Source organism: Embleya sp. NPDC055664 (assembly GCF_053618075.1).
In genome coordinates, this window is record NZ_JBSHGZ010000002.1 from 106,927 (window position 1) to 131,681 (window position 24,755).

Annotated in this window: 12 protein-coding genes and 1 pseudogene; 5 read left to right on the forward strand and 8 right to left on the reverse strand. The window is 71.6% G+C overall.

What is annotated here, in order from left to right:
- The first annotated feature begins 41 nt into the window (after positions 1-41).
- Genes ACWGR4_RS03605 through ACWGR4_RS03615 form a run of 3 tightly spaced genes read left to right on the forward strand, consistent with a single transcriptional unit; the run spans position 42 to position 2,065 of the window.
- Complete coding sequence (locus ACWGR4_RS03605; RefSeq protein WP_452128151.1) at positions 42-1,676, forward strand: S41 family peptidase; 1,635 nt, start codon at positions 42-44, stop codon at positions 1,674-1,676.
- A 38-nt stretch (positions 1,677-1,714) separates the two neighbouring features.
- Complete coding sequence (locus tag ACWGR4_RS03610; protein ID WP_452128150.1) at positions 1,715-1,957, forward strand: hypothetical protein; 243 nt, start codon at positions 1,715-1,717, stop codon at positions 1,955-1,957.
- Positions 1,958-1,987: 30 nt separating this feature from the next.
- Entirely contained in the window at positions 1,988-2,065 is a 78-nt protein-coding gene (locus ACWGR4_RS03615; protein ID WP_452128219.1) for a hypothetical protein, read from the forward strand.
- Between the two features lie 353 nt (positions 2,066-2,418).
- Here the strand turns inward: ACWGR4_RS03615 and ACWGR4_RS03620 are convergent, their stop codons facing one another.
- A complete protein-coding gene (locus ACWGR4_RS03620) occupies positions 2,419-3,513 on the reverse strand; it encodes a Gfo/Idh/MocA family protein (RefSeq protein WP_452128149.1) in 1,095 nt (364 codons plus the stop codon).
- A 147-nt stretch (positions 3,514-3,660) separates the two neighbouring features.
- On the opposite strand from ACWGR4_RS03620, the gene ACWGR4_RS03625 reads away from it, so the two are divergent.
- Positions 3,661-4,287, forward strand: coding sequence for a TetR/AcrR family transcriptional regulator (locus ACWGR4_RS03625; RefSeq protein ID WP_452128148.1), 627 nt, complete (start codon positions 3,661-3,663; stop codon positions 4,285-4,287).
- 285 nt (positions 4,288-4,572) lie between these two features.
- On the opposite strand, the gene ACWGR4_RS03630 is transcribed toward ACWGR4_RS03625, so the two are convergent.
- A complete protein-coding gene (locus tag ACWGR4_RS03630; RefSeq protein WP_452128147.1) occupies positions 4,573-4,965 on the reverse strand; it encodes a hypothetical protein in 393 nt (130 codons plus the stop codon).
- Positions 4,966-5,373: 408 nt separating this feature from the next.
- Here ACWGR4_RS03630 and ACWGR4_RS03635 point away from each other — a divergent pair.
- Positions 5,374-5,550: pseudogene (locus ACWGR4_RS03635) on the forward strand (IS481 family transposase); the annotation flags it as partial.
- 58 nt (positions 5,551-5,608) lie between these two features.
- Here the strand turns inward: ACWGR4_RS03635 and ACWGR4_RS03640 are convergent.
- The 6 genes from ACWGR4_RS03640 to ACWGR4_RS03665 form a co-directional block, all read right to left on the reverse strand.
- The gene (locus ACWGR4_RS03640) at positions 5,609-7,465 is read right to left on the reverse strand and encodes a hypothetical protein (protein WP_452128146.1); all 1,857 of its coding nucleotides are present in this window, start codon (positions 7,463-7,465) and stop codon (positions 5,609-5,611) included.
- Positions 7,458-11,432 carry a hypothetical protein gene (locus tag ACWGR4_RS03645; protein ID WP_452128145.1) on the reverse strand — a complete coding sequence of 1,325 codons (3,975 nt, stop codon included), beginning with the start codon at positions 11,430-11,432 and terminating at the stop codon, positions 7,458-7,460. The genes ACWGR4_RS03640 and ACWGR4_RS03645 overlap by 8 nt, the downstream gene beginning before the upstream one ends.
- A gap of 1,269 nt (positions 11,433-12,701) precedes the next feature.
- Positions 12,702-15,986, reverse strand: a complete 3,285-nt coding sequence (locus ACWGR4_RS03650) for a hypothetical protein (protein WP_452128144.1) — start codon at positions 15,984-15,986, stop codon at positions 12,702-12,704.
- The gene (locus ACWGR4_RS03655) at positions 15,983-17,140 is read right to left on the reverse strand and encodes a Kelch repeat-containing protein (protein WP_380006065.1); all 1,158 of its coding nucleotides are present in this window, start codon (positions 17,138-17,140) and stop codon (positions 15,983-15,985) included. Before ACWGR4_RS03655 ends, ACWGR4_RS03650 begins: the two co-directional genes overlap by 4 nt.
- Positions 17,141-17,168: 28 nt before the next feature.
- The gene (locus ACWGR4_RS03660) at positions 17,169-21,782 is read right to left on the reverse strand and encodes a DUF6603 domain-containing protein (protein ID WP_452128143.1); all 4,614 of its coding nucleotides are present in this window, start codon (positions 21,780-21,782) and stop codon (positions 17,169-17,171) included.
- 1 nt (position 21,783) lies between these two features.
- Positions 21,784-24,426, reverse strand: coding sequence for a S8 family serine peptidase (locus ACWGR4_RS03665; RefSeq protein ID WP_452128142.1), 2,643 nt, complete (start codon positions 24,424-24,426; stop codon positions 21,784-21,786).
- Positions 24,427-24,755: the final 329 nt, after the last annotated feature.

The following is a 24,755-nucleotide window of genomic DNA, read 5'->3' on the forward strand; positions in this document are numbered from 1 at the left end:
GCCGCGTCCGCAGGACTGACGCGAGTTCGGGAGCAGCCCAGATGAGCAACGACATGCCCACCATCGACACAACCGCCCGAGCCGTTGCGGCCGAATCCGCTCCGGCAGCGCCGACCGGGGTCGACGAATGTGCACCCGCGGAAGCCGAGGGCGGGCGCCGCCAGGACCCGGCGCCCGACGCCGGGCCGGTCGGCCGAGGGCGCGGGGACCGGCGCCGGGCGCTGACCCGAAAGCGGCGCCTGCCGGCAGCCACGGGCGTGACCGTACTGGCCGCCGGCCTGGTCGCCGGGGGCATTCTCGTTCCGGACTTCACCGCCTCGGCCGACTCGGCGGGCCGGCCCGCCGCCTGCGTCGCACAGGATCCGACCCGACCCCAACCGCCCGCGCAGGCACCGATCCCGACGTCCGTCGCTACCGTGCAGCAGGCGTACTACTGCCTGTTCGACAACTACTACGGCGGCTCGCGACTCGACGACCGCATACTGCTCCAGTACGCCTTCCAGGCCGTCGTCCGCGAACTACGCAAGCGCGGTTGGGACCAGCCGAACGCCGTGCTGCCCGCCCTGACCGGTCACCGCGACAAGGACTGGGCGCGCTTCGGCAAGCGCCTCCAAGAGATACTGGACGCGGTGCCGAACGACCAGGCGCTGCGCTCGTCCCTCGCCGTCGTCGCGATCCAGGGCATGCTCGCCGCCCTCCACGACAATCACGCGGGTTACCAGGCGTCCGGCGCCGTCCCGGGCCCGGGCGTTCCCCGATGGGGCCTCGGCGTCAGCCTGAACTACGCACTGCCACGCGCCGAGACCGCGCCGGACTTCACCGGACCGCTGTTCGCCACCGCGGTCGCCGCGGGCAGCCCCGCCGCCGTGGCCGGACTCGCGCCCGGCGACATCATCGAGTCGGTGAACGGCGTCCCGGCCTTCACCAGCGGCAAACTCAACCCGGGAGTCTTGGACCTGCTGCGCCCGCCCGCTCCGCAACGCACCCCGGTGACGCCGGCAATAAGCCGTCCCGCGACCGGCGAGACGCGGCAACTGACGGTCACCCCTGGCGAGTTGCCCCCACCACCGCAACCGCGCGTGGACGCCGCGGTGTTGGACGGCGGCATAGCTCGGATCCGCTTCGACGCCTTCTACCCGGGCGTCGCCCAAGAGATCCTCAAGACCATCGCCGACCTCCGGGCGACGACGACGCTCACCGGCGTGATCTTCGACGTACGCGGCAACCGCGGCGGCGTCGCCGACGAAGGCAACATACTGCTGGGTGCCTTCATCCACGACGCGACGGTCCTCTCCTTCTGCGACGCCAACGGCCGCTGCGACGCCCAGCGCGTCGACGACAACACCCCGCTGCTGCACCTGCCGATGGTCACCCTCACCGACGACGGCTGCGCCTCCGCCTGCGAGGCGTTCGCGACCGGCGTCAAGGACCTGCGCCTGGGCACCCTGATCGGCACCCGCACCGCGGGCGTGAACTCCGGTCCCGCCCGGTTGTACGCGCTCGCCGACAACACGAGCGCGATCCGCTTCCCCTCGCAGCGCGCCATCGGCGCCAACGGCGAGATCGTCGACGGCATCGGCGTACCCCCCGACATCTACGCGCCGCTGACCGCCGCGGACCGCTCCACCGGCAAGGACCCGGCCCTCGCCCAGGCGATAGCGCTCCTCAAACACTAGTCACCTGGGCCGCGCGTAGCCCCCACCGCCTGCCCGAGATGGAACGCCCAACGAACGAAGCCTTCCGACTCGCCGCCCAGACCGCCCAGTTGGGCCTGATCCAGGGCCGGCTGACGGTATGGGCAGGCGAGGTGGAAGTCGAACGCCGCCCCGACCTCCTCACCCGCCGCCACACGGCCGAACAAACCCTGCAAACCCTGCAACGCCACGGCCCCGCCTGGCAGGCCGCCCGTGCGGAACTCCTCGCCGTCCTCACCGAGGCGCGCGAGGCCACCGCGTGACCTGGGCCCGGGGGTGTGCGCGACCTCCTCATGGAATGCGGCCGGCGAGGTCCGGTCGGCGGCCGGGAGGACATGATCGGCGACATCGCGCCGGCCCTGTCGGCGTGAGCGACCCGTGCCCGCGCCGGTGCCGAGTCCGTCGGGGCGGGCCGTGGCGTGATGTGTGGGTTGTCCGTTGTTGGCACCGTTTGTACAGGGTCAGGTGCCGGCCAGCCGAAGCCCGCACCACACGGCGTCCGCGAGACGGGCCGCACACACTCGACAACGCCGGCCGCCGCGCGCGTGGCCGAACAGGGCCCGGCCCCATCGCAGCCGGGGTGCCGCGTGGCCGATCCCGGGATGCCTCGGTGCGGAGGGTTCGCCGTTGTCGGGCCCTCGACCGGGACACGCCTTCGAGCATCGAGGGGGCGTCGAGCGGGTGGCGGCCGAACCGAATCCGGGGGCGGAATCAGCGGCCGGGATCAGGCCCGGAGGCGGGGTCGGGGTGCCTGCTCGAGGAGCGTGTGCAGTTCCCGGGCGGCGTGGAAGTCGGGTGTGGTGTGCGTGCCTTCGCGAAGGTCGGCGGCGAGCCGCTCGTACACCCGTGCGACGTTGGCCGCCTCGATCGGCAACGCGTCGGCGGGGTCCGGGTCGAGCGCGACGGGCGTCCACTCCGGCCGTTCGGCTCGGGATTCGTACAGGTCGAGTCGGCCGATCTGGATCTGCGCGGCCCACGGGTCGCGCTCGGGCGCGGAGGTCAGGAGAAGGTTCGACGCGGTGCCGGCGATCTCGACACGCGTCCCCGGAATGGCCGTGGCGCCGTCCCGCAGGTGGACGGACACGACCGCGCCGCCGTCGACTTCGGCGTGGGCGAGGAACTGGTCGGGCGCGGTGACGGTGATCGGCGCGCCGGTTTCGGCGACACGATGCCCTTCGGTACGTATGGCCGTACGCATCGACGGGTCGCGGATCGGTCCGAGCAGGAACCGCACGAGATCGAGGGCGTGTCCGCCGAGGACCTCGACCAGACCGGCGCCGTTGCGGTGGTCGTAGGTGTAGGCCGTCCAGTCGGGGACGTCGCGCGTGTTGCCCTTGGCGCGGGAGCTGTACACGGTCGCCGACTGCACGGTGCCGAGCCGGCCTTCGGCGATCGTCGCCCGCGCCCTGAGTGCGGCCGGCGAGAACCGGGCCTGCAGGCCGACGGTGGCGTGGACGCCCGCCCGCCGCGCGGCGGCGGCGAGGGTGGCGGCCTCGTCGGCCGTGGTGGCCAGGGGCCATTCGCAGTACACGTGTTTGCCGGCGTCGAGCGCGGCGGTGACCAGCTCGACGTGTGCCGGCACCTTCACCGCGACCACCACGAGGTCGACGTCGGGATGCGCGGCGAGCCGGCGCGCGTCGGTGAACGCGTGGCGGGCGCCGAATCGCACGCGCGCGGCCTCCGCGCTGTCCTCGCGGGTGGTGGCGACGGCCGCGAGTGTGAAGTGCGCCGACGCGGTGATCGCGGGGATGTGCGCGCGGGCGGCCCACCCTCGATCCGGGTTCGCGCCGAGGATTCCGACGCCGATCGGCTCGCGCATGCTCGTACCTCCATAACCGGGTCATGATGTTCCGTTTACTCACGATAGCAGAACCGGAACATGATGACCCGCTTGCCTGCCTCGCCCGAGCCGGATCGGACCGAATCGGATCGGACCGATCCACGGCATACGGCCTAAGCTGCGGTCGTGCACGAATCCGCAGTCACCGCGCTGCTCGCAGAGGGCGAGACCCGCCCGCGCGCGGACGCACGACGCAATGTCGAGCGCCTTGTCGCCGCGACCCGCCTGGCCTTGGACGAACAGGGACTCGCCATCACCACCCGCGACATCGCGCAACGCGCGGGCGTGGGCCTGGGCACGCTGTATCGCCGGATCCCGTCATTGGACGCCCTGCTCGCCGCCATCCTCACCGACACCATCGACGAGATGACCGAACGGGCCCGGACCGCGCTCGACGCCCCCGACGCGTGGCAGGGGTTCGTCGAGTTCGCCGAGGCGTACGTACGACTACGCACGTCGAGCTGCGGCCTGCACGACGTGTTGTCCGGCCGCGGCGAGGACCGCCTGGACCTGGAGCCGCACATCGCCCGCCTCGGAGCGGCGGTCCGTCACCTGGTCCGACGGGGCCAACGAACCCGCGTCATCCGCGACGACATCGACTGGCGCGACGTCCCCTTCGTACTCGCCACGGCCATCCCCACCGATCACACCATCGGCCTCGAACCGAGCGCCGACCAATGGCGCCGAAACCTGCGCATCATCCTGACCGGCCTGCGCGCACCGACCGACGCCGAGCCCCGCGGCACGGGGTAAGTGACCGTCGCCCGGGGCGTCGGTCGCCCCGAACAGGGCGGGCGCGGTGACCGCCGGCGTCACCGGCAGGACCGAAGCCACCGCGGCCGAACCGCCCACCACCCGCTCCCGGTCGTCCCACACGGTCACATGCACACCCTTGGGCCACCGTCTCGAAACCGAGGAACATCAACCCCCGTGACACTACCGGCGGTCGACCGGAAACCGTTCTCGTGAGCGCACGCCGCGACCACGTCAGCCGCCCGCCGGGGAGCGACCCCCCACCCGGACAGATGCCCACGGACCTCACACGAACGCCCGCGTACGCCCCCGCCGATGCCCGGGCCGCGAACCGAACGCCACCGACACCGCCACCCGCGCCCATGCGGCCCACGAGACCCCCGACGCTCTCGCGCCCGGAACAAAGTCGGCGAGGTGGTACGTCGGTCCCTCGCTCGGATCGAGGTGTCGTCGGCGGGGTCGCATGCGGGTCAGGGGCGCGTTCGCGCCGTGGACACGCGTGGTGACGTAGGCGAGGGCCCGAGCGAACCAGTCGTCGTCCAGGGCATTGTGCTGCGCGTCGGTGAGATAGGCATCGGCGGCGTCCTCGAGGAACGCCTCCCGCAGCGCGGGTCCGTGGCCGAGGCGTCGGGCGTCCATCGCGGCCTCGATCACCGCCCGGGCACCGTCCCCCGCCATCTCGTAGCGTCGGAGCAACGCGGGCGCGCCCGCGAGGAATTGGGTGACGAGCCCCTCCTGCCCGCCGACGGCCAGGGCCTGAACCAGACGGGGATCCTTGCCAACTCGAATACCTCATCCACCGCCTCGACGACCAACTCGGAACACGGTTCGTCCCGGCGAACTGACACCACGGCCACGCGACGGGCACCGAAAAGGCGGCCGGGTGAACCACTTGCCGGCCCCGGCCGCCGCAGTGTTCTGGGAAGGGTCGGCCACCCCCGGGCCCGAGAGCGCGTCCTCACCGTGCTCCTGCCGCTACGCCGCAGCGGTTTCCGCAGGGGCCACAGCCAACAGGTCGAGATCGGCCGTGTTCGGTTCACCACGTGCCTGGACGATCTGCCGTTCACGTCCCCGGCCCACCCGGGACGAGACCACCGGCAGAGCCTGCACGCCAAATGGGCCTACGCCAAGCCCTGTGGAGCCGACACGGAGCGGCGCGAAGCCTTCCCCGCGTGGCTCCACACCTACGATCACCACCACGGACACACCGCGCTCGGCGGCCACCCACCCGCCGGCCGCGTCACCGATCGCACGGGTGGATACACCGAGGACGCAAGCCGAGCGCGAGGCAACGGAGTTGTCGGCGCGATCGCGCTCGCGCCTACCCGCCTCCGCCGGACGGCGGTGCGGTGTCGGTGAGGAAGTCGAAGGCCAGCCCGCTGGAAGCCTCGCCGCGGCCGGGGGTGCGGTGCGCGGCGAGCCAGACCGAGACCCGGCCGTTGCGCCAACGCGTGCGGTTGTAGGCCACCGTCACCCCGGTGCCCGTCTGCGAGACCTCCTCCTCGTGGACGAAGTACGGCCGGCCCTGGTCGAACCCCTCTCGCAGCAACGACGTACGAGCGCGCACCGGCAGACCGTCGACCACCCCGGGCATGGCCGCGCGTTGCAGCCGGATCTTCCGGTTCTGGCCGGGCACGTGTACCGGAATGAACGGAATCCAGTTCTCCGGCACCGAGTTCATCGCCTCGTAGGCCACCGGCGCGACGGCCGGCGGCGGGTCGGCGGGCGGGTGCAGGCGCAGCCGGTGCGCGAGGATCTCCGCCGCCACCTCGCTGCCGCGCCGGGGCTCGCCGGTCGCCAGGCGCACGGTCTGCTCGACGCCCCACACCATGTTCGCGCTCTCGTCGCGAACCAGTGCCACCTCCTCCAGGACCGGCCCCTCGGCGATCTTGGGCACGCTCGGCGGCAGCAGCAGGTCGGTGTCCGCCGCGACGGAAGCGTCGCCGATGGTGTCCAGGGTGAACATCGACCAGCGCTGCCAGTCGGCGTCGTCACCCGAACCCGCCGGCGTGATCCACAACTTCCGGCCGAAGACGTCGGTCACCGCGAGGCCGCGGATCGAGGCCAGCGTGCCGACGGGCAGATCGCACGGCAGCCGGAACCAGTCGTTGCTGTAGACGAGCGCGAACTCCAGGAAGATCAGCCGCGCCAGGTCCGTGCTGTCCGGTCGCACGGCGGCGAAGTTGGTACGACCGTCCTCGACGGCCCACCAGCGCGGCAGCGGCATGCCGGAGAACCGCACCGGCGCGGGGAAGACGGTGCGGTTGAGCGCCGCCGGCGGCGTGGCGGTCCCGCCGAGCGGACCGGTCGGATCGACGGAGAACGCGTGCCAGTCGAGGGTGCCGCCCGGATACTCCCGCGCGGTGAGTACCTTCTCCGCGCCGCCGGGGGTGCCGGCGGCCACCGAGAATCGGTGTTCGAGGCGTGCCGGGTCCCAGGTGGTGTTGCCGGTGTGGGTGGTGGGGTTCTCGGTCGGCTGATCGATCAGGGTGTCGAACCAGTCCACCAACCGCCGGCCCAGCTTGGTGAGTTCGTCCCGATGCAGACCCAACAGCCCGGAGATGCCCTCGTAGGCGGGGCGACCCCGCTTGAGGTCCAGGTAGAACTCGTACCCGTCCATCCGGCGCCCGGCGATCGCCTGCATCGTGGACCAGACCTCGGGATGCGCCACCCGGGGGGTGTCGGCGTCGACGGCGGGATCGGGCAGCGCGATCGGGTAGCGCGCGATGTACTTCTGCCGCACGTTGAGGCTGATCAGGTTGAGCAGCAGGTTGCGTCCGACGAGCTTCATCCACCGGCGGCCGATGGCCAACCTCAGGTCGAAGGAGATCCGGTCCGCGCCGAACGCGAACGGCAGCGCGCGCCGTTCGGCGATCGTCTCCAGTGGGCGGTCGGCGGGCAGCGGCTCCACCGCGCCGTCGGTGGGTCGGAACCGGGTGGGGGGTGAGGCGACGACCGAATACGTGGCGGTCACCGGCGAGCCGGCGTCCGCGCCGCGGAACTCGCCCATCTGCCACTGCCGGGTGAGCATCCACAGCGGATCGCGCACCTCCGCGCGCAGCGCGCGATCGAAGTCGGTGGTGCGGGGTCGTCCCTCGAGACGGTTCCACAGGCCGACCGTGGGTGCGGAGCGCTGTTCCAGTGCCTCGCGGAGGTTTTCGATACGGAGCTCAGTCACGGGCCTTCCAGCGCAGGTTGGCGATCGCGAGATCGGTGCTGATCGTGATCGGTTGTCGAGTCGCCGACATGACCGTGGCCGGGAGCAGTTGCGCGTAGGCGGTGTCGTCCAGGTGTTGCGGCTCCACCGCGCGGATCCGGGCCAGCTCGAACGTCTCCTCGACGGCGGCGACCAGGTCCTCCCAGGCCAAGGGGTCGGTCGCGACGGGCGGTACGACCAGGAGCATCGCCTGCGGGGGCTCGGAGTCCGGCGCGTCGAAGTGCACGGCGATCCCGGTGGTCTCCCGCTCGGCGGGGATCACCTCGGTCCACTCGTCGAACAGCAGGCCGCAGCGTCGAGGGCCGGCGAGCAGGGGCTCGGGCATGTACTGCGCGGTGAACAGCAGGCGATCCTCGACGATCGTGGTACCCGCCTTGAACTCCATCGCCAGCCAGTGGTCACCGGCGCGATAGGGGAACTGGATCGGGGTCAACTGCGGTTCCTGCCAACCCACCACGTTGCTCAGCAGCCCGCCCGGTCCGCGCAGCGCGTCCCCGAGCGCGACGGCCTTCTCCCACAGGCGGGGCTTGTCCCGCACCCGGGCGACGCCGTGCACCCAGTCGTCGACGGGGAAGTCCCGGCCGAAGTCGTCGACGAGGTGCCGGACCAGAGCGGTGCTGTCGGTGCGGGCCTTCTTCCAGTCCTGGGCCAACTGGTCCGAAGGGGTGAACTCGGGTACCACCAGGACGTCCTCGCCGAGCATCGCCACCAGCGCCTCGGTCGCGGCCCGGACCCGATCCGGGTCGGTCGCGGCCTGGTCGTACGCGGCGAGCGCCTTGTCGCCGGCGGTGAGCCGGCCGGTGACGTCGACCTGCAACGCCTGGGCCCGGCCGAGCAGATCCCGCCCCAGCGTGACGATGCGGTCCTCCAGCGGCGTCAGGTCCAGCCCGACCGCGTCGAAGGCGCTCAGCGGCAGCAGCGCGCGGACGTCGGTGAGCAGCGCGCTCAGCGTGGTCCTGGTGGTGCGGGCGATCCGCTTGAGCCCCTGCAACCGGGAGTCGAACGCCGACCTCCTGGTGCCGACGGTGGTCCGCAACTTCGCGGGGGTCGACGGGCGCGGGCTGGTCGGCGTCGTGGTGAGCAGGCGCTCGGCCGCCTCCAGCAACCGGTACCGATCCTCGGTGGGGGTGGAAGCCGGCAGCGCGTCGTAGCGGGCGATGAGCGTGTCGGCCTCGGCGAGCGAGAGCGTCATCCGGTCCGCCGCCACGTCGACGGTGTCCAACACGTCGTGGAACAGCCCCCGGCGCCACTCGATCAGCTCCGCCCAGCCGCTGCGCAGGAGACCGAACCCGCCTGCCGTCGAGGCGAGTTGGCAGTGCGTGGTGAGGAGCGCGTCGATGCGGGCGAGGATGTCCGTGCGCTGCGGTGGAGCGGGGTCGGGCGGGTACAGCGACACCAGCGCGGCGAGGTGGCCGGCCACGCCGGCGCGCAGTGCGTCCAGGCCCGTGCGCACGGCCGCGGGCCGTTCTCTCGGCACCACGACCGCGTCGTCGGCCGAACGATCGACGGTGCCGGCCCCCGAGGCGGGCATCAGGTCGGTGGGACGCAGCGACCGGGAGGTGGTCACCAGCGAGCGCAGTGTCTCCACCAATTGCGACATCTCGAACACGGTGACCTTGCCGGCCACCCGCGTGGCGTATCGGATGGCCGGCGCTACGTCGGGGCGCGGCTTGTCGCGGGTGACCACGACGCCGATGATCCGGTCGTCCAGGTCGGTCATCGCGGCGTCGTCGGTCGGCCGGATCGTCCACAGCAGGTCGATGGGTTGCAGTTCGAGGTCGGCCTGGGTGACCACACTGCTGCGGGGTGTGCCGTCGAGCGGATCGGTCCAGGTGACCAGGACGGCGACGTCGGACTGCGCCGGCAGCAGGGTCGGCAGCCAGTCGTTGACGGCGGGTTCGGCCTTGGCGCGCGGGCCGTCGCCGCGGAAACGGCTCGCACCGTTGTTCGGGGCCAGTCCCGCGGTGAGTTGCACGGCGAAGCGGTGGGTGAGGGTGGTGCCGCTGCGAGGGGTCTGCACCACCGCCGGTTCGGGCGGGAAGCCCTCCTTGGCGTAGGCGTCCAGGGTTGCGGAGGCGCGTTCGGTGTTGCCGAGCATGACCTGATGGGTGCTCTCGGCCACCGCGAGGTCGGCCAGCGCGTCGTGGATGTCGAGCAGGTGTCGTACCTCGGTGTTCATCGCGGCCTGTTCGTCGGCGGAGGCGTCGGGCATGTCCTGGGCCCCGAAGGGGTACTTCGGCTCGGCCGGCGGGCGGGTGGCGCGCAGGACGAGTTCGAGCCCGTCGACGACGTTGCGCGCCTCGATCACGTCGATCTCGTTGCGCTCCCGCTCCGCGACCTCGGACAGCCGGCCCGCGCGCAGCGGGAACGCGCGACGCAACGCGGGCAGGAAGCGGTCCAGTTCGATGCCCGGGTGACCGTCGTGCAGCCCGCGTTCGAACCGCTGCCCGAGCAGCGCCCCGAGTGACCGGCCCGCGCGCAGCCCGTCGAGGAGACCGAGCGCGATCCGTACCCGTTCGGAACTCAGGTTCACCGCGAACGAACCGGGGTGGGTCGGCGAGCCGTTGGCCAGGTAGCCGGCTCGCAGCACGGCGGCGGTCACCGCGTGGCTCGGCGAAGGGGTGTGCGTGTAGCCGCCGTTGCGGCGATCGTGGGTGATCGACGTGGTTCCGAACACGGTCGCGAGTTCTCCGGTCAGCGCTACCGAGGTGAGCCCTTCGGTATCGCGCGGGCGCACCTTTTCGAGGCGTCCGTAGCAGCCCAGGTGCAGCCCGCGCCGGGGGGTTCCGCCGCCGTCGGGGCCGAACCGCAGTTCGGACAGGCGTTCGTTGGCCAGTGCGAGCAGCCAGGCGTCGAGCCGGTAGGTCGCGCAGTCGAGGTGTTCGGCGAACACCCGCTCCAGTCGGGCCGTGGGCAGGTCGGCGAGGAGTGCGATGGCGCCGAGTTGTTCGGCGAGCGGCGCGGTGTCCGGATTGCCGGCGGCGAGCGCGCCGGGGATGAACCGGTGCACCACGAAGTTCGGGTCGGTGCTGTGGGTGATCTCGGAGTCGGGTGTGTACAGCCGGCGGTATCGGCTCTCGCTCACCGGCGGCTGCGTCTCGCCCTGCCGCTGGGTCCTTACGTGGACGAACGGCGGGTCGGCGAGCGAGTCGGGGGGTCGGTGGGCGGAGACCGCGAGTCGGCGCCCGGTGTCCTCCCAGCCGAGCAGGACCGCGTGGCGCAGCAGCAGGTACAGCAGCGCGGCGGGTGGCCGATCGCGGGCGAAGCCCTTCTCGAGGCGGATCGTGTCCAGGTCGGTGCGGCCGTTGTCGACGAGCCAGTGCAGGTAGTTGCGCGCGTCGGGCGGCGCGGTGTAGGCCCGAACCGGGTCGGTCTCGGACAGCGGACGGTCGTCGACGAGCGGGGCGAGCAGGGGGTGTTGGGTGTCGACGAACAGGCGGTGCAGCAGCGCCGGGTCGGGGCGCTCCGGGGGATGTGCGTCGTAGCCGAGCCGCTTCAGGAGTTCGCGGATGGGGTCCGGCATGTGCAGGATGGTGTCCAGTGCCTCGGTGACCTTGGTGCCGAAGCCGCGAAGGTTTTCCCGGTTGAAGATGTCCTCGACGCTCTGCGCGTGCCGCTGGTGGTACTCGGCGGAGGTGGGGTGCAGCGCCAGGATGTCCAGCAGCCGCTGGTGCGGATCGGGGTTTCCGGTGTCGACGGTGGCGACCTTGGTCTTCGCGGCGGCCCGCCAGTCCGCCAGCGCGGCACGCAGCAGGGTGTTCAGGGCGATGCGGTGGGTGGATGCGGCCGGCCAGGTCATCCGGCTGAACGCGGTGGTCGGCAGGATTCCGTACGGCTGTCGACCGATGCGAACCGAGGGGATGGGTCCGCGTCCGCTGACGTTGCGGACGAAGAAGTCGCGGGTTCGGGCCACGGTCTGCTCCGGCACGATCGGATGCAGGTGGTGCGCAGGAAGTTGCCCCAGGTCGCGGGCCACAGCGCGGTGTTCGCGGCGCGTGCGTCGCGCTGGTCGGTACGGTCGGCGTTGGGCATCCCGGTCAGGATCGCGGGGTCGATGCCCAGGAGTTCGGCGAAGCACTGGCCGTCGGTGCGTGAGGTCCAGTCGTCGGGCGCGGCCGTGGCCGCGTACCCGAGGGTCGTGCGCAGGGCGGCGTCGATCTCCTCGCGGGTGTCCTGGCCGGCGGGGGCCTGCCCGGTGTTGTTCGTGGGCGTGCCCTGGGGCAGCAGGGTGTAGCCCGCCGGGCTGCGCAGTTGCCGGGTGATCAACTCGCCCAGTTCGCGGGCGGATTGCTGGGGGTCGGTGCGTTCGCGCAGGCCCAGCACGATCAGCCGGTCGACACCGTTGCGGTTGTGCTCGTCGAGCGGGACGCGGATGCCCATACCCACGTCGACGGCCGCGGTGAAGTCGGTCAGCCAGCGCAGGGCCGGTGGTACGCGCAGCACGCCGGTGCGTTCGTCCACCCTGAGCTGTTCGCCCGTATTCGTGCCCGGGTCCGGGCCGACCGTCAACTCGTCGGGGACCGGCTTGCCGGGGACCGAGAACACCCGGGTCTCGCCGACGTATCCGAGGGCGACGAACCGGTCGGGCAGCAGGCGTGCCTTGGCGGGTCGGGTCCACGAGTCGGCGGCGATTTGGGCGGGGCGCGGCAGCACCGGGAAGGCCAGCACGACGTTGTCACGGGGGTCGGTGGGCGCGGCGTCGATTCCGGGTGGGGGCCTTTTGCGGATCTCCTGGGCGCGTACGGGGCCGACGGCGGTCAGCAACGCGGCGTCGGCGGAGCGCAGTCGGGTGCGGTCGCCGTGTGCCCGCCACACGGCGGTCCAGTAGGCGATCGTGGGTTGCCGGTCGGCCGCGGCCGGGGCGGTCGGGCCGATGAGCACCAGCACGACGGTGTCGGCGGGCACGTTCGCGGGTTTGTCGGCCTGGTTGGTGGGCGGGTGTTCGCCGCGCAGCCACGTCGCGCGACCGGGAGCGACCCGGGCGACGAACTCGTGCCACGCCACTCCTTCGCCGCCGGCGTCGCCGGCGGCCCGCCACACCGCGGTCCAATAGGCGCTCAACGCGGCGAACTCGGCCGCACTGGGCAGGGGTTCGAAGGTATCGACGGCCCATTCGTCCGGGAACACCCGGATCAGCAGCTCGGTGGAGGTGAAGCAGGTCTCCAGTCGGACGGGACCGAGGAGTACCGGAAGGTCGTCACTGAGCCGGTCGAGCATCGAGCAGCATCTCCTGTGCGTGTACGGCGATCAGTACCGGTGCCTGAAAGAGCATGTAGGCGACGTCCGCGGAACTCAGCCGCGAGTGCCACAGCGGCAACGCCGCGTCCTCGCGGCGCTGTTCGCGCTTTTCCCGGTCGTCCTCGGAGCCGTCGAAGGTCACGAGCGGGAACTGCACGGCCGGATCGAGGGTGACGAAGCCGCGGTCGTGCGGGTCGACGTCCCGCCAGGACACGTCGTTCCACACCTCGATCGGGGTGCCCGGGCCGTCGTCGGCGCCGAATCGGGGATCGCCCGGGCGTTCCTTGATCACGAAGAACCAGCCCGCGTCCCCGGGCGGGTTCCCCCGGGCCTGAGCGGCCGTCAGATCGAAGCCGAGCAGCGTGATGTCCGGTTCGACCTTGGCCTCGTAGATCGGCAGCTTGACCAGGTCGGGGGAGGGGTGTTCGTCGTCCGGAACCGGCGCGAGCACACGTTCCACGGTCGGGTCGACGACGCCGTCGTCGTTCGTCCCCCAGGTCGCGCGGTGCGCGTACACGGCCGCCGTCGGGTACTTCTTGAGCAACTCGCCGCGGATGACCAGGACCAGCTCCTCCTCCTGGACCAGATCACGATTGTCGTGCCCGCCCAGTACCGTCGCCGGCGTCCAGGAGTCCATGCGGGTGATGTCGTAGAGGCGTTCGCGTCGCTCGTCGGGTGTCTCGCCCGGTCGGGGCAGTTCCGCGCGCGGGTCCCAGAACTGGCGAAAGGGCGTGCCGCGTTGATCGGTCGGGTATTCGCGCCACAGCAGCTCGCGGGCCATCTCGTGGTTGAGGCCGGCCATGAAGGCCTCGATGAACTCCTGGTCGGTCGCCAGGAGGGTGATCGTGTTCGGCGGGATCAGACCCAGGTTCGGCACGAACGTGTCGACGGACATGTCCAGGAGCGTTCGGTACATCGGCAGGTCGACGACGGGATACGCCATCGCCTCGATGAATCGTTCGGCGAACGGCCGCAGCCGCGTCGGCAGGCTCACCTCGCTCAACAGCTGCCTGGGCACGGTCTCGTCGGAGCGCAGTGCGCCGAGCACCCGATTGCCGACCGGGACCACGCCCAGCGGATCGCGGGAGGGTGCGCGCCCGCCGACGGCGGCCGTGTCGAAGCCTCGATGCAGGTCCCCGATTCCGATCTTGAACCGCTCCGCCTCCTTGCTGTCCGTGCCGCCCGAGTGCGGGACCACGCCTTCGCCGGGCAGGCTGATCAGGAAATCGGCGCTGGTGGGCAGGTTGTCCAGGGGGTCCGACGATGCGAGAAGGTCCGGCGGGTACGACCGGGTGGACGCGGCCGGGGGAGGGCTCGGCGGGGGCAGTACGGCGGCCAGTTTCGCCGGGGTGACAACCGCGACCGGCGTGCTCTTCGGTGCGGCCGCGACGATCCCGGAGGCCGGGTCGTCCATCCTGGGCAACAGTGCGTCCGGCGGTGGTCGCTCGCCGTCGAACGGCAGCGTGCGCATCAACCGCGATCCCAGGCGGGTGATCCGCCGCATCGCCGGCGAAACCGGCGCGGCCGAGATCCGGCTGCCCGCCACCTTGTACTCGACGGCGACCAGCGGGCCCGCGTCGGCCGCGTCGGCTCCCGTGGTTTCGGGCGTCGTCACCCGCGAGCCGGTCGGCGTGGTCAGCCGCAATGCCCGGCCGCTGGGGACGGGGAGCGAGTCGGCGGCCGACCGCTCGGTCGGCGCGCTCGGCGACGACAGGTGCTTTTCGTGCAACACGCGGCCGACCTCGCGGGCCAGTTGCGCGGCCCGGATGCGGTCGTTGGCCGCGAGTACGTCGCCCACCTGTGCCCAGGCCGCGGCCATGAACTCCTCCTGCCGCGTCTGCACCACCCGGGTGCCGAAGTTCGCGGCGATCCGAAAGCGCGGATCGAGGTTGAGCCGGTGTACCCAGTTGCGGTTCTCCGGCGCGGCGATCGGCGTGCCGTCGCGCCCGGTCAACAGCCGCGTGGTGCGCGCGTGCCAACGCCCGTACAGCGGAGGTGTGATCACCGGGTCGACCTCGGCGATGGCGACCGCGGTCGGCGGGCCCGGTGCGATGGCCGACCGGGCGTGCGCGAGCGCGGGCGCGTGTTCGAGGTAGTCGTCGGCCAGGTTGACCAGCTTGGCGAGCGCCTGCTGGAACGGGTGCGGATAGGGCAGGGGAACCGGTGGCGGGGGCAGCGGTGGAGGCGGGGGCGGTGGAGGGGGAAACCGACCGTCCCAGTTGTCCCACAGGTCCTGCTTGCGGTCGGGGACGCGCAGCGCCCCACCGAGTTTGAGGACGCCGCCGAGTTCGGCGGGCGTGGTGATCCCGGGCAGCCCGGGACCCGGCGGGCGCCGCACGTCGACGTCGCGCCGCCCCACACGCTCGTCGGCGTGCCCGGGTTGCAGCAGGCGGACCAGGTACTCGAAGTCGCCCGCGCTGCCGGTGCCGAAGAACCACCGGTGGTAATAGGGCAGTTGTCCGGGTGACTGGCGGTGGGGATAGTCCGTTCCCCAGGCGGGGTGGGCCGCCGTCGGCGCGGCCGACGGGTCCAGGCCCAGTCCGGCCAGGCGTCCGGTCTCGAACGCGGGCACCAGGAAGGCGTGGTATCCGGTGTTCGGCAGCAGGTGGCGTGGACAGATCAGGCGGGAGCAGGCCCGGTCCGGCCGGGTGCCGAGCACCCCGCGTAGCGCGGACAGCGCCGCGGACATGTTCTCCGAGACGATCGGAGCGTCGAGCTCGCCGTCGACGTGCACGTGTGCCCACGCCCCGAGTTGCTCGGGCGGCGGCAGGGTGCCGGCCGGGTCGGCGACCGTGACGAACGGCAGCGGCCGGCCGGGGAGCGCGCCCTCGGTGAACTCGCCCGCCTCACCCGAGTCCGTCGGTCCGGCCAGCACGATCAGCGCGAGCCACGGCCGCAGCCGTCCGGTGTCCGCCTCGGGGGCCAGCGGGCTGTACTGCCAGGGGAAGTCCTCGTCGTAGAACTCGATGTGCGCCAGGTAGTTGGGTTCGGCGTTGGTGACCCACGCGCGCGGCTCGGTCCGCGAGACGACCCGTGGATCGATGCCGACGATGTCACCGGGCCCGTACAGCTGGACCTTCTGCTCGACGAAGCGCTCGGGCGGTTGCCCGCCGATCGGCTCGGCGGTCAGGTGCAGCTTGACCGGGATCTCGGCGCGGGTGACCGGGCCGGTGGGATCGGCGGCGATCCGGGTGGCGATCCCGCCGCGCAGCCACGGCAGGAAGGAATACGCGTTCGCCGTCACGAACCGCTCCCGAACACCTCGGTGGTCGCGGTGAGTTCGCCGACACTCGGGTCGGCGGCGGCCAGTCCGGCGCGCACGGTCCCACCGGTGATCAGGACCCGGCCGTCGGACAGCGCGGTGGCGGCGAACGCCCAGCGGCCGATCGCCGGTCCGGTCGCGGCGCTCCAGGTCCGGGCCGCGTCGTCGAAGATCAACGCGCTGCGATAGCCGACGCCGTCGCGCACCTCGGCGGTGCCGCCGACGAGCAGGAATTTGCGCGAACCCAGCGGCACCACGCGGTGGAAGCCGCGACCGCCGGGTGTGTCGGGCATGGCCGTCCACTTCCCCGTCGCCAGGTCGAAGCGCTCGGTGGTCAGGGTGGGGAACGGATCGAACGTGCCGTCGCCGGGGATGCCCGGAGTGGCGCCGCCGAAGGCCAGCACGGTCGTGTCGGTCGCCGCGACGGCCTGATGGCGGCTCCTCGGCCGGAGCATGCTCCCGGTGGGCGCCCAGCCCTGGGCGGGGGTGAACAACTCGCAGAACGCCAACGACGCGTCGTCGGCTCCGGAGATCGGCGCGGTGCCGCCGCAGACCAGCACCTGACCACCCTTGAGCAGCACCGCCGAGTGGCCGGATCGGGCGTCGGCCATCGGCCCGGCGTCGGTCCATGTGTCGGCGTGCGGATCGTAGATCTCCGCCGAGCGCACAGCCTTGAGCGAGTCCCCGGAGCGGATCGCCACACCACCCGCCACCAGCACCGTCTTGTCCGCCAACAAAACGGCGCTGTGTCCCCAGCGGGCCTCGCGCATGTCGGCGACGGCCTTCCAGGTGCCGTCGCCGACGTTGTAGATCTCGGCGGCGGCCAGGCCGGGGGACAGCCGCGAGGATCCGCTGGTGCCGCCGGCGACCAGGACGTTGCCGTCGTCGAGCCGGGTCACGGTGTGCTGCCGGCGCGGGAAGCGCAGCGGGACCGCGGCCGTCCAGGTCGCGGCCGTCGGTTCGTAGACCGCGGTCCTGGTGAGCACGACCGACGCGGCGTCGATGCCGCCGACCAGCAACACCTTGTCGTTCTTCAACAGCACGGCGTTGTCGTACTGTCCGTACCAGGCGGCCGACACCGGCAGATCGCCGGTCTTCGTCCACGTTCCGACGGCCGCGGCTGCGGGACTGGTCATGGGGTCGAACCCTTCGTGGTGGCCGGGGTCATGGCGTGAGGATCTCGGTGCCGGCGGTGACGACGGCGGTTTCGGCGGGTGCGGCCGGCCCGGCCAGCACCACACCGCCCGCGGCCAGCACCCGCCCGTCCGCCAGTTCGATCGCCGCGAAGTCGGTACGGCCGCCGCCCAACCCCCCGGTGGAGGTCCAGGTGCGATTGACGGGGTCGTACAGGATCGTGTTGCGCAGACCCGCGGCGACGGTCGGCCCGGCGCTGCCGCCCGACACCAGGACCCGGCCCGAACGCAGCAGCAGCGCTCGATGACCGCTGCGCCCACCCCCGGGCATGTTCGCCGCCGGAGCCCAGGTGTTGGTGCCCGGGTCATAGCGCTCCGCCGACGCGAGCGGGGCGAGCGTGAACCGGCCGGCCGCGGGGACCTCGGTCGCATCGCCCCCGGTCACCAGCACGGACCCGTCGGCCAGGGCCGTGGCCTGGTGCCCCTTGCGCGGGGTGTTCAGGCTCGCGGCCACCGACCAGGTGCCCGCGACCGGATCGTACAGCTCGCAGAACGCGAGTCCCCTCGGCCGGCCGCCGGTGGCCGTCGCGCCGCCGACGACCAGGACCCGGCCACCGGACAGCACCGCGGCCCGGTGGCCGGAACGGGCGTCGGTCATCGGCTTCGCCGGGGACCACCCGCCGGTGCGCGGGTCGAACAGCTCCGCCGAGTACAACGCGCGGCTTTCGGTGCCCCGGGCCCCGGTGCCGCCGGCCACGAGCACCGAGCCGGTGCTCAGCAGCGTCGCCGAGTGCCGCGCCCGGGCGGTCTTGGGGCCCGTTCCGGCCGGGCTCCAGGTGCCGGCGATCGGATCGAAGATCTCGGCCGACGCGAGCAGCGCCCCGTCCGCACCCCATCCGCCGACCACCAGGACCCGGCCGTCGTCGAGCACGGTGGTCGAGTGCCCCCGGCGGGCCTCGGCCAGATCCGCGGCGGCTTTCCAGCTCTTGTGGGCCGGATCGAACAGGGCCGCTGCCTTGATCGCCTTACCGCCGCCGTCGGCGCCGCCGGCCACGAACACGGCGCCGCCGCCCGGACGCACCGCCTCCAGGCCCGATGCCGCCACCGGCAGCGCGGTCGCCTCCGTCCAGGTACCGGGAGTGGACAGCGGCGCGGCCACCTCGGACACCGGGATCACATGCAGCGTGTTCGCCAGGCTCGGGTCGGCGTGGACCCATTCCGCGAGCGCGTCGGACGCGCTCGCGAGGCTGCGGAAACTCGTCGCCCCCCGGTCGACGTCGGAGGTCGGCGGGAACGCCTGGAGGTTGTCGCGCCGGTAGGCGACGGCGTACCGCTGCCCCGTGATGCGGACCGTGTCCTCGGCCGCGAAGGGTTGGCGCTGCTGGGCCTCGCGCCGGGACAGCGACGAGCGACTGGTGCTGTTGCCCTCCAGGAGCCGGTCGTAGATCGCGCTGCCGACGTTGTGGAAGCGCTCGCGGCGGGTGGATCCCGGCGCGGCGGCGGTGCGCTGCGCCCGCACTGCGGCGGCACCGCTTTTTCGACTGTCGAAGATGTGCAGTTCGTAGCGGGTGCTGCGGCGGACCACCCGGGCGGAGGCGAGCGCCGCGCGCTCCGCGCTCAACTCCAGACCGGCGTCCTGGTCCTGATACGACGCGGCGGACAACTTCGCTGCGTCGTCCATGTCCTGGAACTGGGCCATCGCGAACTTGTCGTCGGGGACCGACAGTTGCACGAGCCCACTGTCCGATGCGGGGGCGATCGTGAAACGTTTGCCGTCGCTCGGCCGCTGCGAACCCACGCGGTCGATCCGCACGTTCAGCGGGATGGCCCGCTGCTGCACGAACAACGTACCGCGCGGGTGCAGCACGAGCCGGTCGGTGTCGGGCAGGGTGCGCAGCGTGACCCGGCTGTCGCCGCCGCCCGGGGGCAGTACGGTCCGCCAGCCCTCGACCTTGGTGATCTCGCTCGCCAGGAGCGGCAGCACCGCGATCGGCGGCAGCGTCGTGTTGCGTTCCTCGCCCCAGGCGATGTCGAAGTCGGCCGAGATCTCCAGGAGCAGCAGGGAGATCGAACCGCGACCGCGGGCCCGCCACGGCGACGGCCCCTCCAGGCGGAACCGCAGGTCGATCCCGAAGACCCCGACCCCGAACGCCTTCAGCGAGACACCGGCGCCGATCTCGATGACGAACGCGAACGGCGAGAACCGGAACAGCGCGTCGAACGCGAGATGCCCCTCGATCCCGAAGTCCGAGAAACCGAACCGTAGTTCGGCGGCGGCACCGAACTGGGCGGTGTTGCTGGTGAGGGCGAAGTAGCCGGATACCCGGATCAGGCCGCCGGGCCGGTTGAGGATGTCGATCGACAGCCGTTTGGGCACCGGGAACGGCAGTGGCGGCGGCTTGAACGCGGGGTGGAAGCCGCCGACGGTCAACACCAGATCGGGGTTGTCGCCCCAGGCGACGAGCAGGCCCATGCCGCCGTCGAGGGTCATGGTGAGAATGCGTGATTCGAAGAGTTGCGCGAAGAACCACAACCGCGACTTGTCGAACTCGAACGCGCCGATGAACGCGACCTTCAGGACCAGGAGCGCGAGCTCCTCGGTGGGCAGCGCGCACTCGAGCACACCCAGGACCGCCAGGTTGCCCGGGATTTCGATCACGACACCGAGCGAGACGCTCACCAGCGTCGGTGTGCCCCAGCCGATCTTCGCCATCGGCCCGATCAGGAACGTGCCCTGCTCCGGCGGGAAGAAGGCGCGCAGATCGCTGAGGATGCGCGGGGCGTTGGCCACCACGTCCTTGGGGAACATCACCGATTCGACCCGGCCGGTGCGCACCCCCTCGGCGAGCGCGGTGAGGTTCATGCCGCGGTTGAGCCCGATCAGGCCGCCGACGGCGAGCAGGGTGAAGCCGTACCCCAGTTGCAGGCCGCCGGCACCGAACTCGGTGGTGATCACGATCAGCATCGAGAACCCGTCGGAGCCGTCCGGCATCCGGGTGCTGATCAGGCCGATCGCCTTGAGGTCGAGGAAACCGGCGAACTTCAGTTCGAGCGCGCCGGAATACTCCCCTCGCGCGGAGTCGACGGACAGGAAACCCCCACCGGCGACGACCCCCGCGTCGACGGAGAGCCCGATGCCGGTGGGCGGCTTGAACGCGAAGCCGATGTCCAGGGGACCGAGATTGCCGCCGTCGCGAAAGCGCGCGGAGACGATGACGCCGACCCGGTCGACCGTCGCCTTGATCGGGCCCAGCTCCGCCGTGAACCCGGTGGAGATCTCCAGCGGCAGCGAACCGTCGGCACCCACGCCCACGCTCAGGTACAAGGTGGTGACCTCGACCGGGCCCAGTTCGAGGTGGGTGGGGATGGCCAGGTCGAGGGAACCGCTGCCCTCCAGACGCAGGCCGTCCGAAGGCGACCACAGGGCGCGCAGCGTGAAGTCGGATTCGACGCGTCCGCCGCCGGTGATCGTGCCGATGAAGCCGTCACCCTCGGCGAGGTCGATCAGGACGTGAGCGTCCACGAAGTCGATGTGCGCGGTGGGTTCGACGGTTGTGGCGGCGCCGGGCGCGGCCTGTGCCTTCAGGCCGAGCGCCGCGGTGAGCCGGCGGACCTCCAGCCGGGAGCCGCCCGACTTGCCCAGCAGCACGATGGGCTTGCCGTCGGCGCGCTCCGCTGTCGTGCCGAGACCGGCATCGAGGGTCAAACCCCCGGTTGCCGGCCGGAGTTCGATGCTCAAGGGCGGCCGGATGTGCCCTTCGAGCCCCGGCTCGAAACGGGTGCGCGCCTCCACGGCCAACTTCCACAGCGGGCTCGGGGTGTACGACCGGAGGTAGTCCTCGGTCGCCGCCACGTCCACGCGCGCGGTCAGCGCCGGCGGGGTACCGCTCGGGTCGACGGCCAACCGCAGCACATAGGCGTCCAGTGCCTTCGGCCCACCGGCCGGCGCCTCGTAGGTGAAGTCGCGGTCGTGGGCGACGAGATGCTCGGCGATCAGCCGGAACAACTCCCTGCCGTCGAACGACGGTTTACCGAAATCGAAGACGTCGCCGAAGAGATCGCCCGGGGCGGTGAACAGGGTGGGCAGGCGGTCCAGCCGCAGGGTGCGACGTCGGACCTGCAACACGGTGGGGTCCCGGGGGTCGACGGCCCCCGGCACGTCCGTGACGATTCCGAGCAGCGAGAGCACGTCGAGCGCGTTGCGACTGCGGCCCTGGATGTGGGTCAGGAGCGCGTGGTCGAGCAACCGGCGAGGCACCTGCCGCACTTCGGCGCGCAGCCGTACCCGCTGTGCGTCGCTCAGCCCGACCCCGCCGACCACCGCGGTGTCCAGGGCGGGCGTCAGCGCGGTGATCGCGTCGAGGACCTGCCGCACCGCCCCCAGGAGGCTGACGCCCTCCAGGGTGATCCGTGCCCCGACATCGGCCGCGATCGCCGCGTCAAGGCGCGCGACGATCGATCCCAGGCCGCCGGACTGGATGGCCACGGTGCCGATCGCCCCCGAGGCGGCACCCAGACCGCCCGGCAGCCACAGACCCAACTCGATGAAGAACGCCTCCCGCCGGTCCGCGGCGAGCCACTGCTCCAGCGGACGCAACGCGTTGGCGAGCTCCCGGGCGAGCAACTCCAGTGTGCCGGCGGCCATGTCAGCTCAACCCCGCTCGTTCGTCGAGATCGGACAGCCGTGCTCCGGGCAGTTCGAGCAGGAAATCGCGGTGCTCGGTGATCGCCTCGCGCAACGCGGGCGACCCGACCCGGGCGAGTTCGTCGAGGAGGCGGGCCAACCCGTCGCCCACCGACTGCCCGCCGAGGGTGCGCGGTACCGGCTCGTCGTGGGCGAGATCGCTGAGCAGCATCCGGCGCAGCAGCAGCGGACCGTGCATGCGATGCCAGGCCACGAGGACACGCCGGTCGTCCTCGACGAGCAGTCGCACCTCCTCGTGGTGCGTGGCGGCCAATTCGGCGACCCGGCGGCCCGTCGGGGTGGTGGCCAGCCGATCGAGGACCTCGTGTACGCGCGTGACCACGGGCACGTGCGCGGCGGGATAGGCGGCGGAGGGCAGGACGAGCGGTTCCCCCGCGGCGGCGTGCTCCTTCGCGAGCGTGGTCGGCATCGCGGCCAGGATCGCTTTCTCGGCGTTGACCCGACCGTAGCCCCAACCGCTGTCCAACTGTGTGGGAGGCGTCGGCGGGACCGGCTCGTCGCGGGTCTCGATCAGGTGTTTGACGATGGTGAGATGGTCGAGGTTGTTGTTCGCCTCGAACATCAGCGCGATGACGCCGGTGACGTACGGTGCGGCGGCGCTCGTCCCGTCGACCGCTTTGAGCAGGTTCGGCGGCTGGGCTTCGGCGTTGGCCGAGATGATGCCCTTTCCGGGAGCGCACACTTCCGGCTTGAGCCGGAGATCGGCGGTCGGTCCGCGGCTCGAGAATTTCGCGAGTGTGTTGTCCGTGGGGTCGTACGCCCCCACGGTGAGGGGAAGTCGGGCGCTGCCCGGACTCAAAATGGTTCGGGTGGGGTTTTGATCCCCGAAGGTGAAACGCGCGGGTGTGTCCGCGATGGTCTGGATGATCCAGCAGTCGAACGGTGTTTCGGTGCCCTGGGTTTCGCGCAATGTGATCAGCCAGGGCCCCTGGGTGATCGGCCCGTTGGCGGGCGGGTTGATGGTGACCGAGATATGCCGTTTGCCGCTGAGTTCATCTCTCAGAACGGAGTTGACGGACACGCGGTGCGCCGTCGTTCCCGTCCCGAGGGTTGCCACCACGCTGGATCCGGGATTGACGGGTGTCGGCAGCGACTGCCCCACGCCGGGCTGGGGTCCGCCACCGGCCAGAGGCGACGCGGTCAGGTTGAAACTGAGTCGACCGGGGCCGGAGTACCAGATGTGGAGGTCGTCGGCGACACGATCGTTGGGTTCGATGTCGAGTGTCAGTGCCACCGGGGCACCCGTCGGGCCCGCGGGTACCGAGCCCATCGCGTGCAGCCCGCTGCCGTCGAACGTCGTCGGCGCCGGCACCGGTGGTGGTGCGCCGGGGGGCGGCGGAAGATGCAGTTCTCCGTCGTTCCCGGCGGCGACCACGAACGACCTCTTCGTCGAGCCGGCGAGCGCGTCGTCGAGCACCGTGTCGAAGTTGGCGGTGCCGTCGTGCGCGGTGTCACCAGTGCCGAAGCTCATGTTCACCACCACAGGTCTGAGGGGGGCTCCGTCGGGACGCCACCGCTGTTCGAGGATGTGGTTGATGCCCTGGGTGTTCTCCGCATCGCCGAAGGGTGAACGGACAACGACGAGGTCGGCGTCGTACGCGATGCCGACGGTCCGTTTCGGACTGCAACAGCCGGGCAGGCCGAATCCCGCCGCGATGCCCGCCGTGATGGTTCCGTGCTTCGCCCAGTCACGGGAGACGAAAGGCGCGGGCGGGGTCGCGGCCAAGGCGGTGTTGATCTGATCCCTGGTGAAGATCCGGCCGCGCTGGACGACGAGCTTGGGCTTGGTTCCTCCGGTGAGCGCCGTCCCGATGCGGATCGCCTGGATCTGCGTGGTGTCGAAGATCGTGCCGTCGTACCGCCCGCCGAAGTCGATCTCGATCGGGGTCGCCGGGAGCGGACCGCCGGTGATGGTGACATCGCCGGGGTTGATCCCGGCGAACCCGTTGAAGGCGGTCTGCAGGGTGGCGGCGGTCAGCGGAAGGGAAAGGATCGCAGTCTTTTGATCCGGCACCGTGCCCGGCGGCTTCCACGCCAGGATGAGCGTGCCTCCCGTCGGGTTTCCCTCCGCCGCCAGTGTTTGATGGAGTGTCAGGTCCAGCAGCGAGGCGATTCGAGTGGTCCCGTCGAGCCGGCGAAAGGCCGGATGAAAGATGTCGATGCCCGAGTCGATGATGCCGACGACCACACCCCGGCCGGTGAGCGTCGGCGCGAAGGCGTGCACCGGGTCGGCCGGGTCGACCAGGTCGTCCCCCGGGATCGATTCGCCCGTGGGTCTCAGCGGTCGCGACTGCCGATTGCTCTGGATCGCGACGACGTTGGCGAGCGCGGCCACCCGCGCCAGATCGCCGGCGGCGATCGTGCCGATCGCGACCCGCTCGGACCGGAACTCGGTCCACAGGCCCGCGTTCTCGATCGTCGCGAGGTCCCCGGTGAAGCGGACGGAGACCTTGATGCGCTCCAGCCGGGCGAATTCCGTGTCCGGGTCCAGGCCCGCGTCCGCCCCCTCCCGGCCGTGCGAAGCGGCGTACTCCAGCGCGCGTACCCGTGCCGACAGCGGCTCGTCCAGCTTCGTGCTCACCATTCGGCCCTCACACCCGATCATCGACGTTCGCGGTGACGGTGCGGCAGGCATGCCGAACTCACGCTTGCTGGACGAGAGGTTCGAAACCGGCCGGCGACAATCCCAACTTGGCGGATGGCCCTCAGCATGAGTCGCGGGAAAATCCGCTGTCAACCATCCGAATCCCCGGCGTGGCGCCGGCGCGACGCGCCGACCCCGCCAACTTCGCACCCCCGCAGGGGAAACGGACCCCTACCGCGCGACACCACATCTCACCCGTCCGGACCAGCCGGTGCGCCCGGAACCATGCGCGACGGCGCGAAGGCGTGGACACACGAGGGACCGGCCCG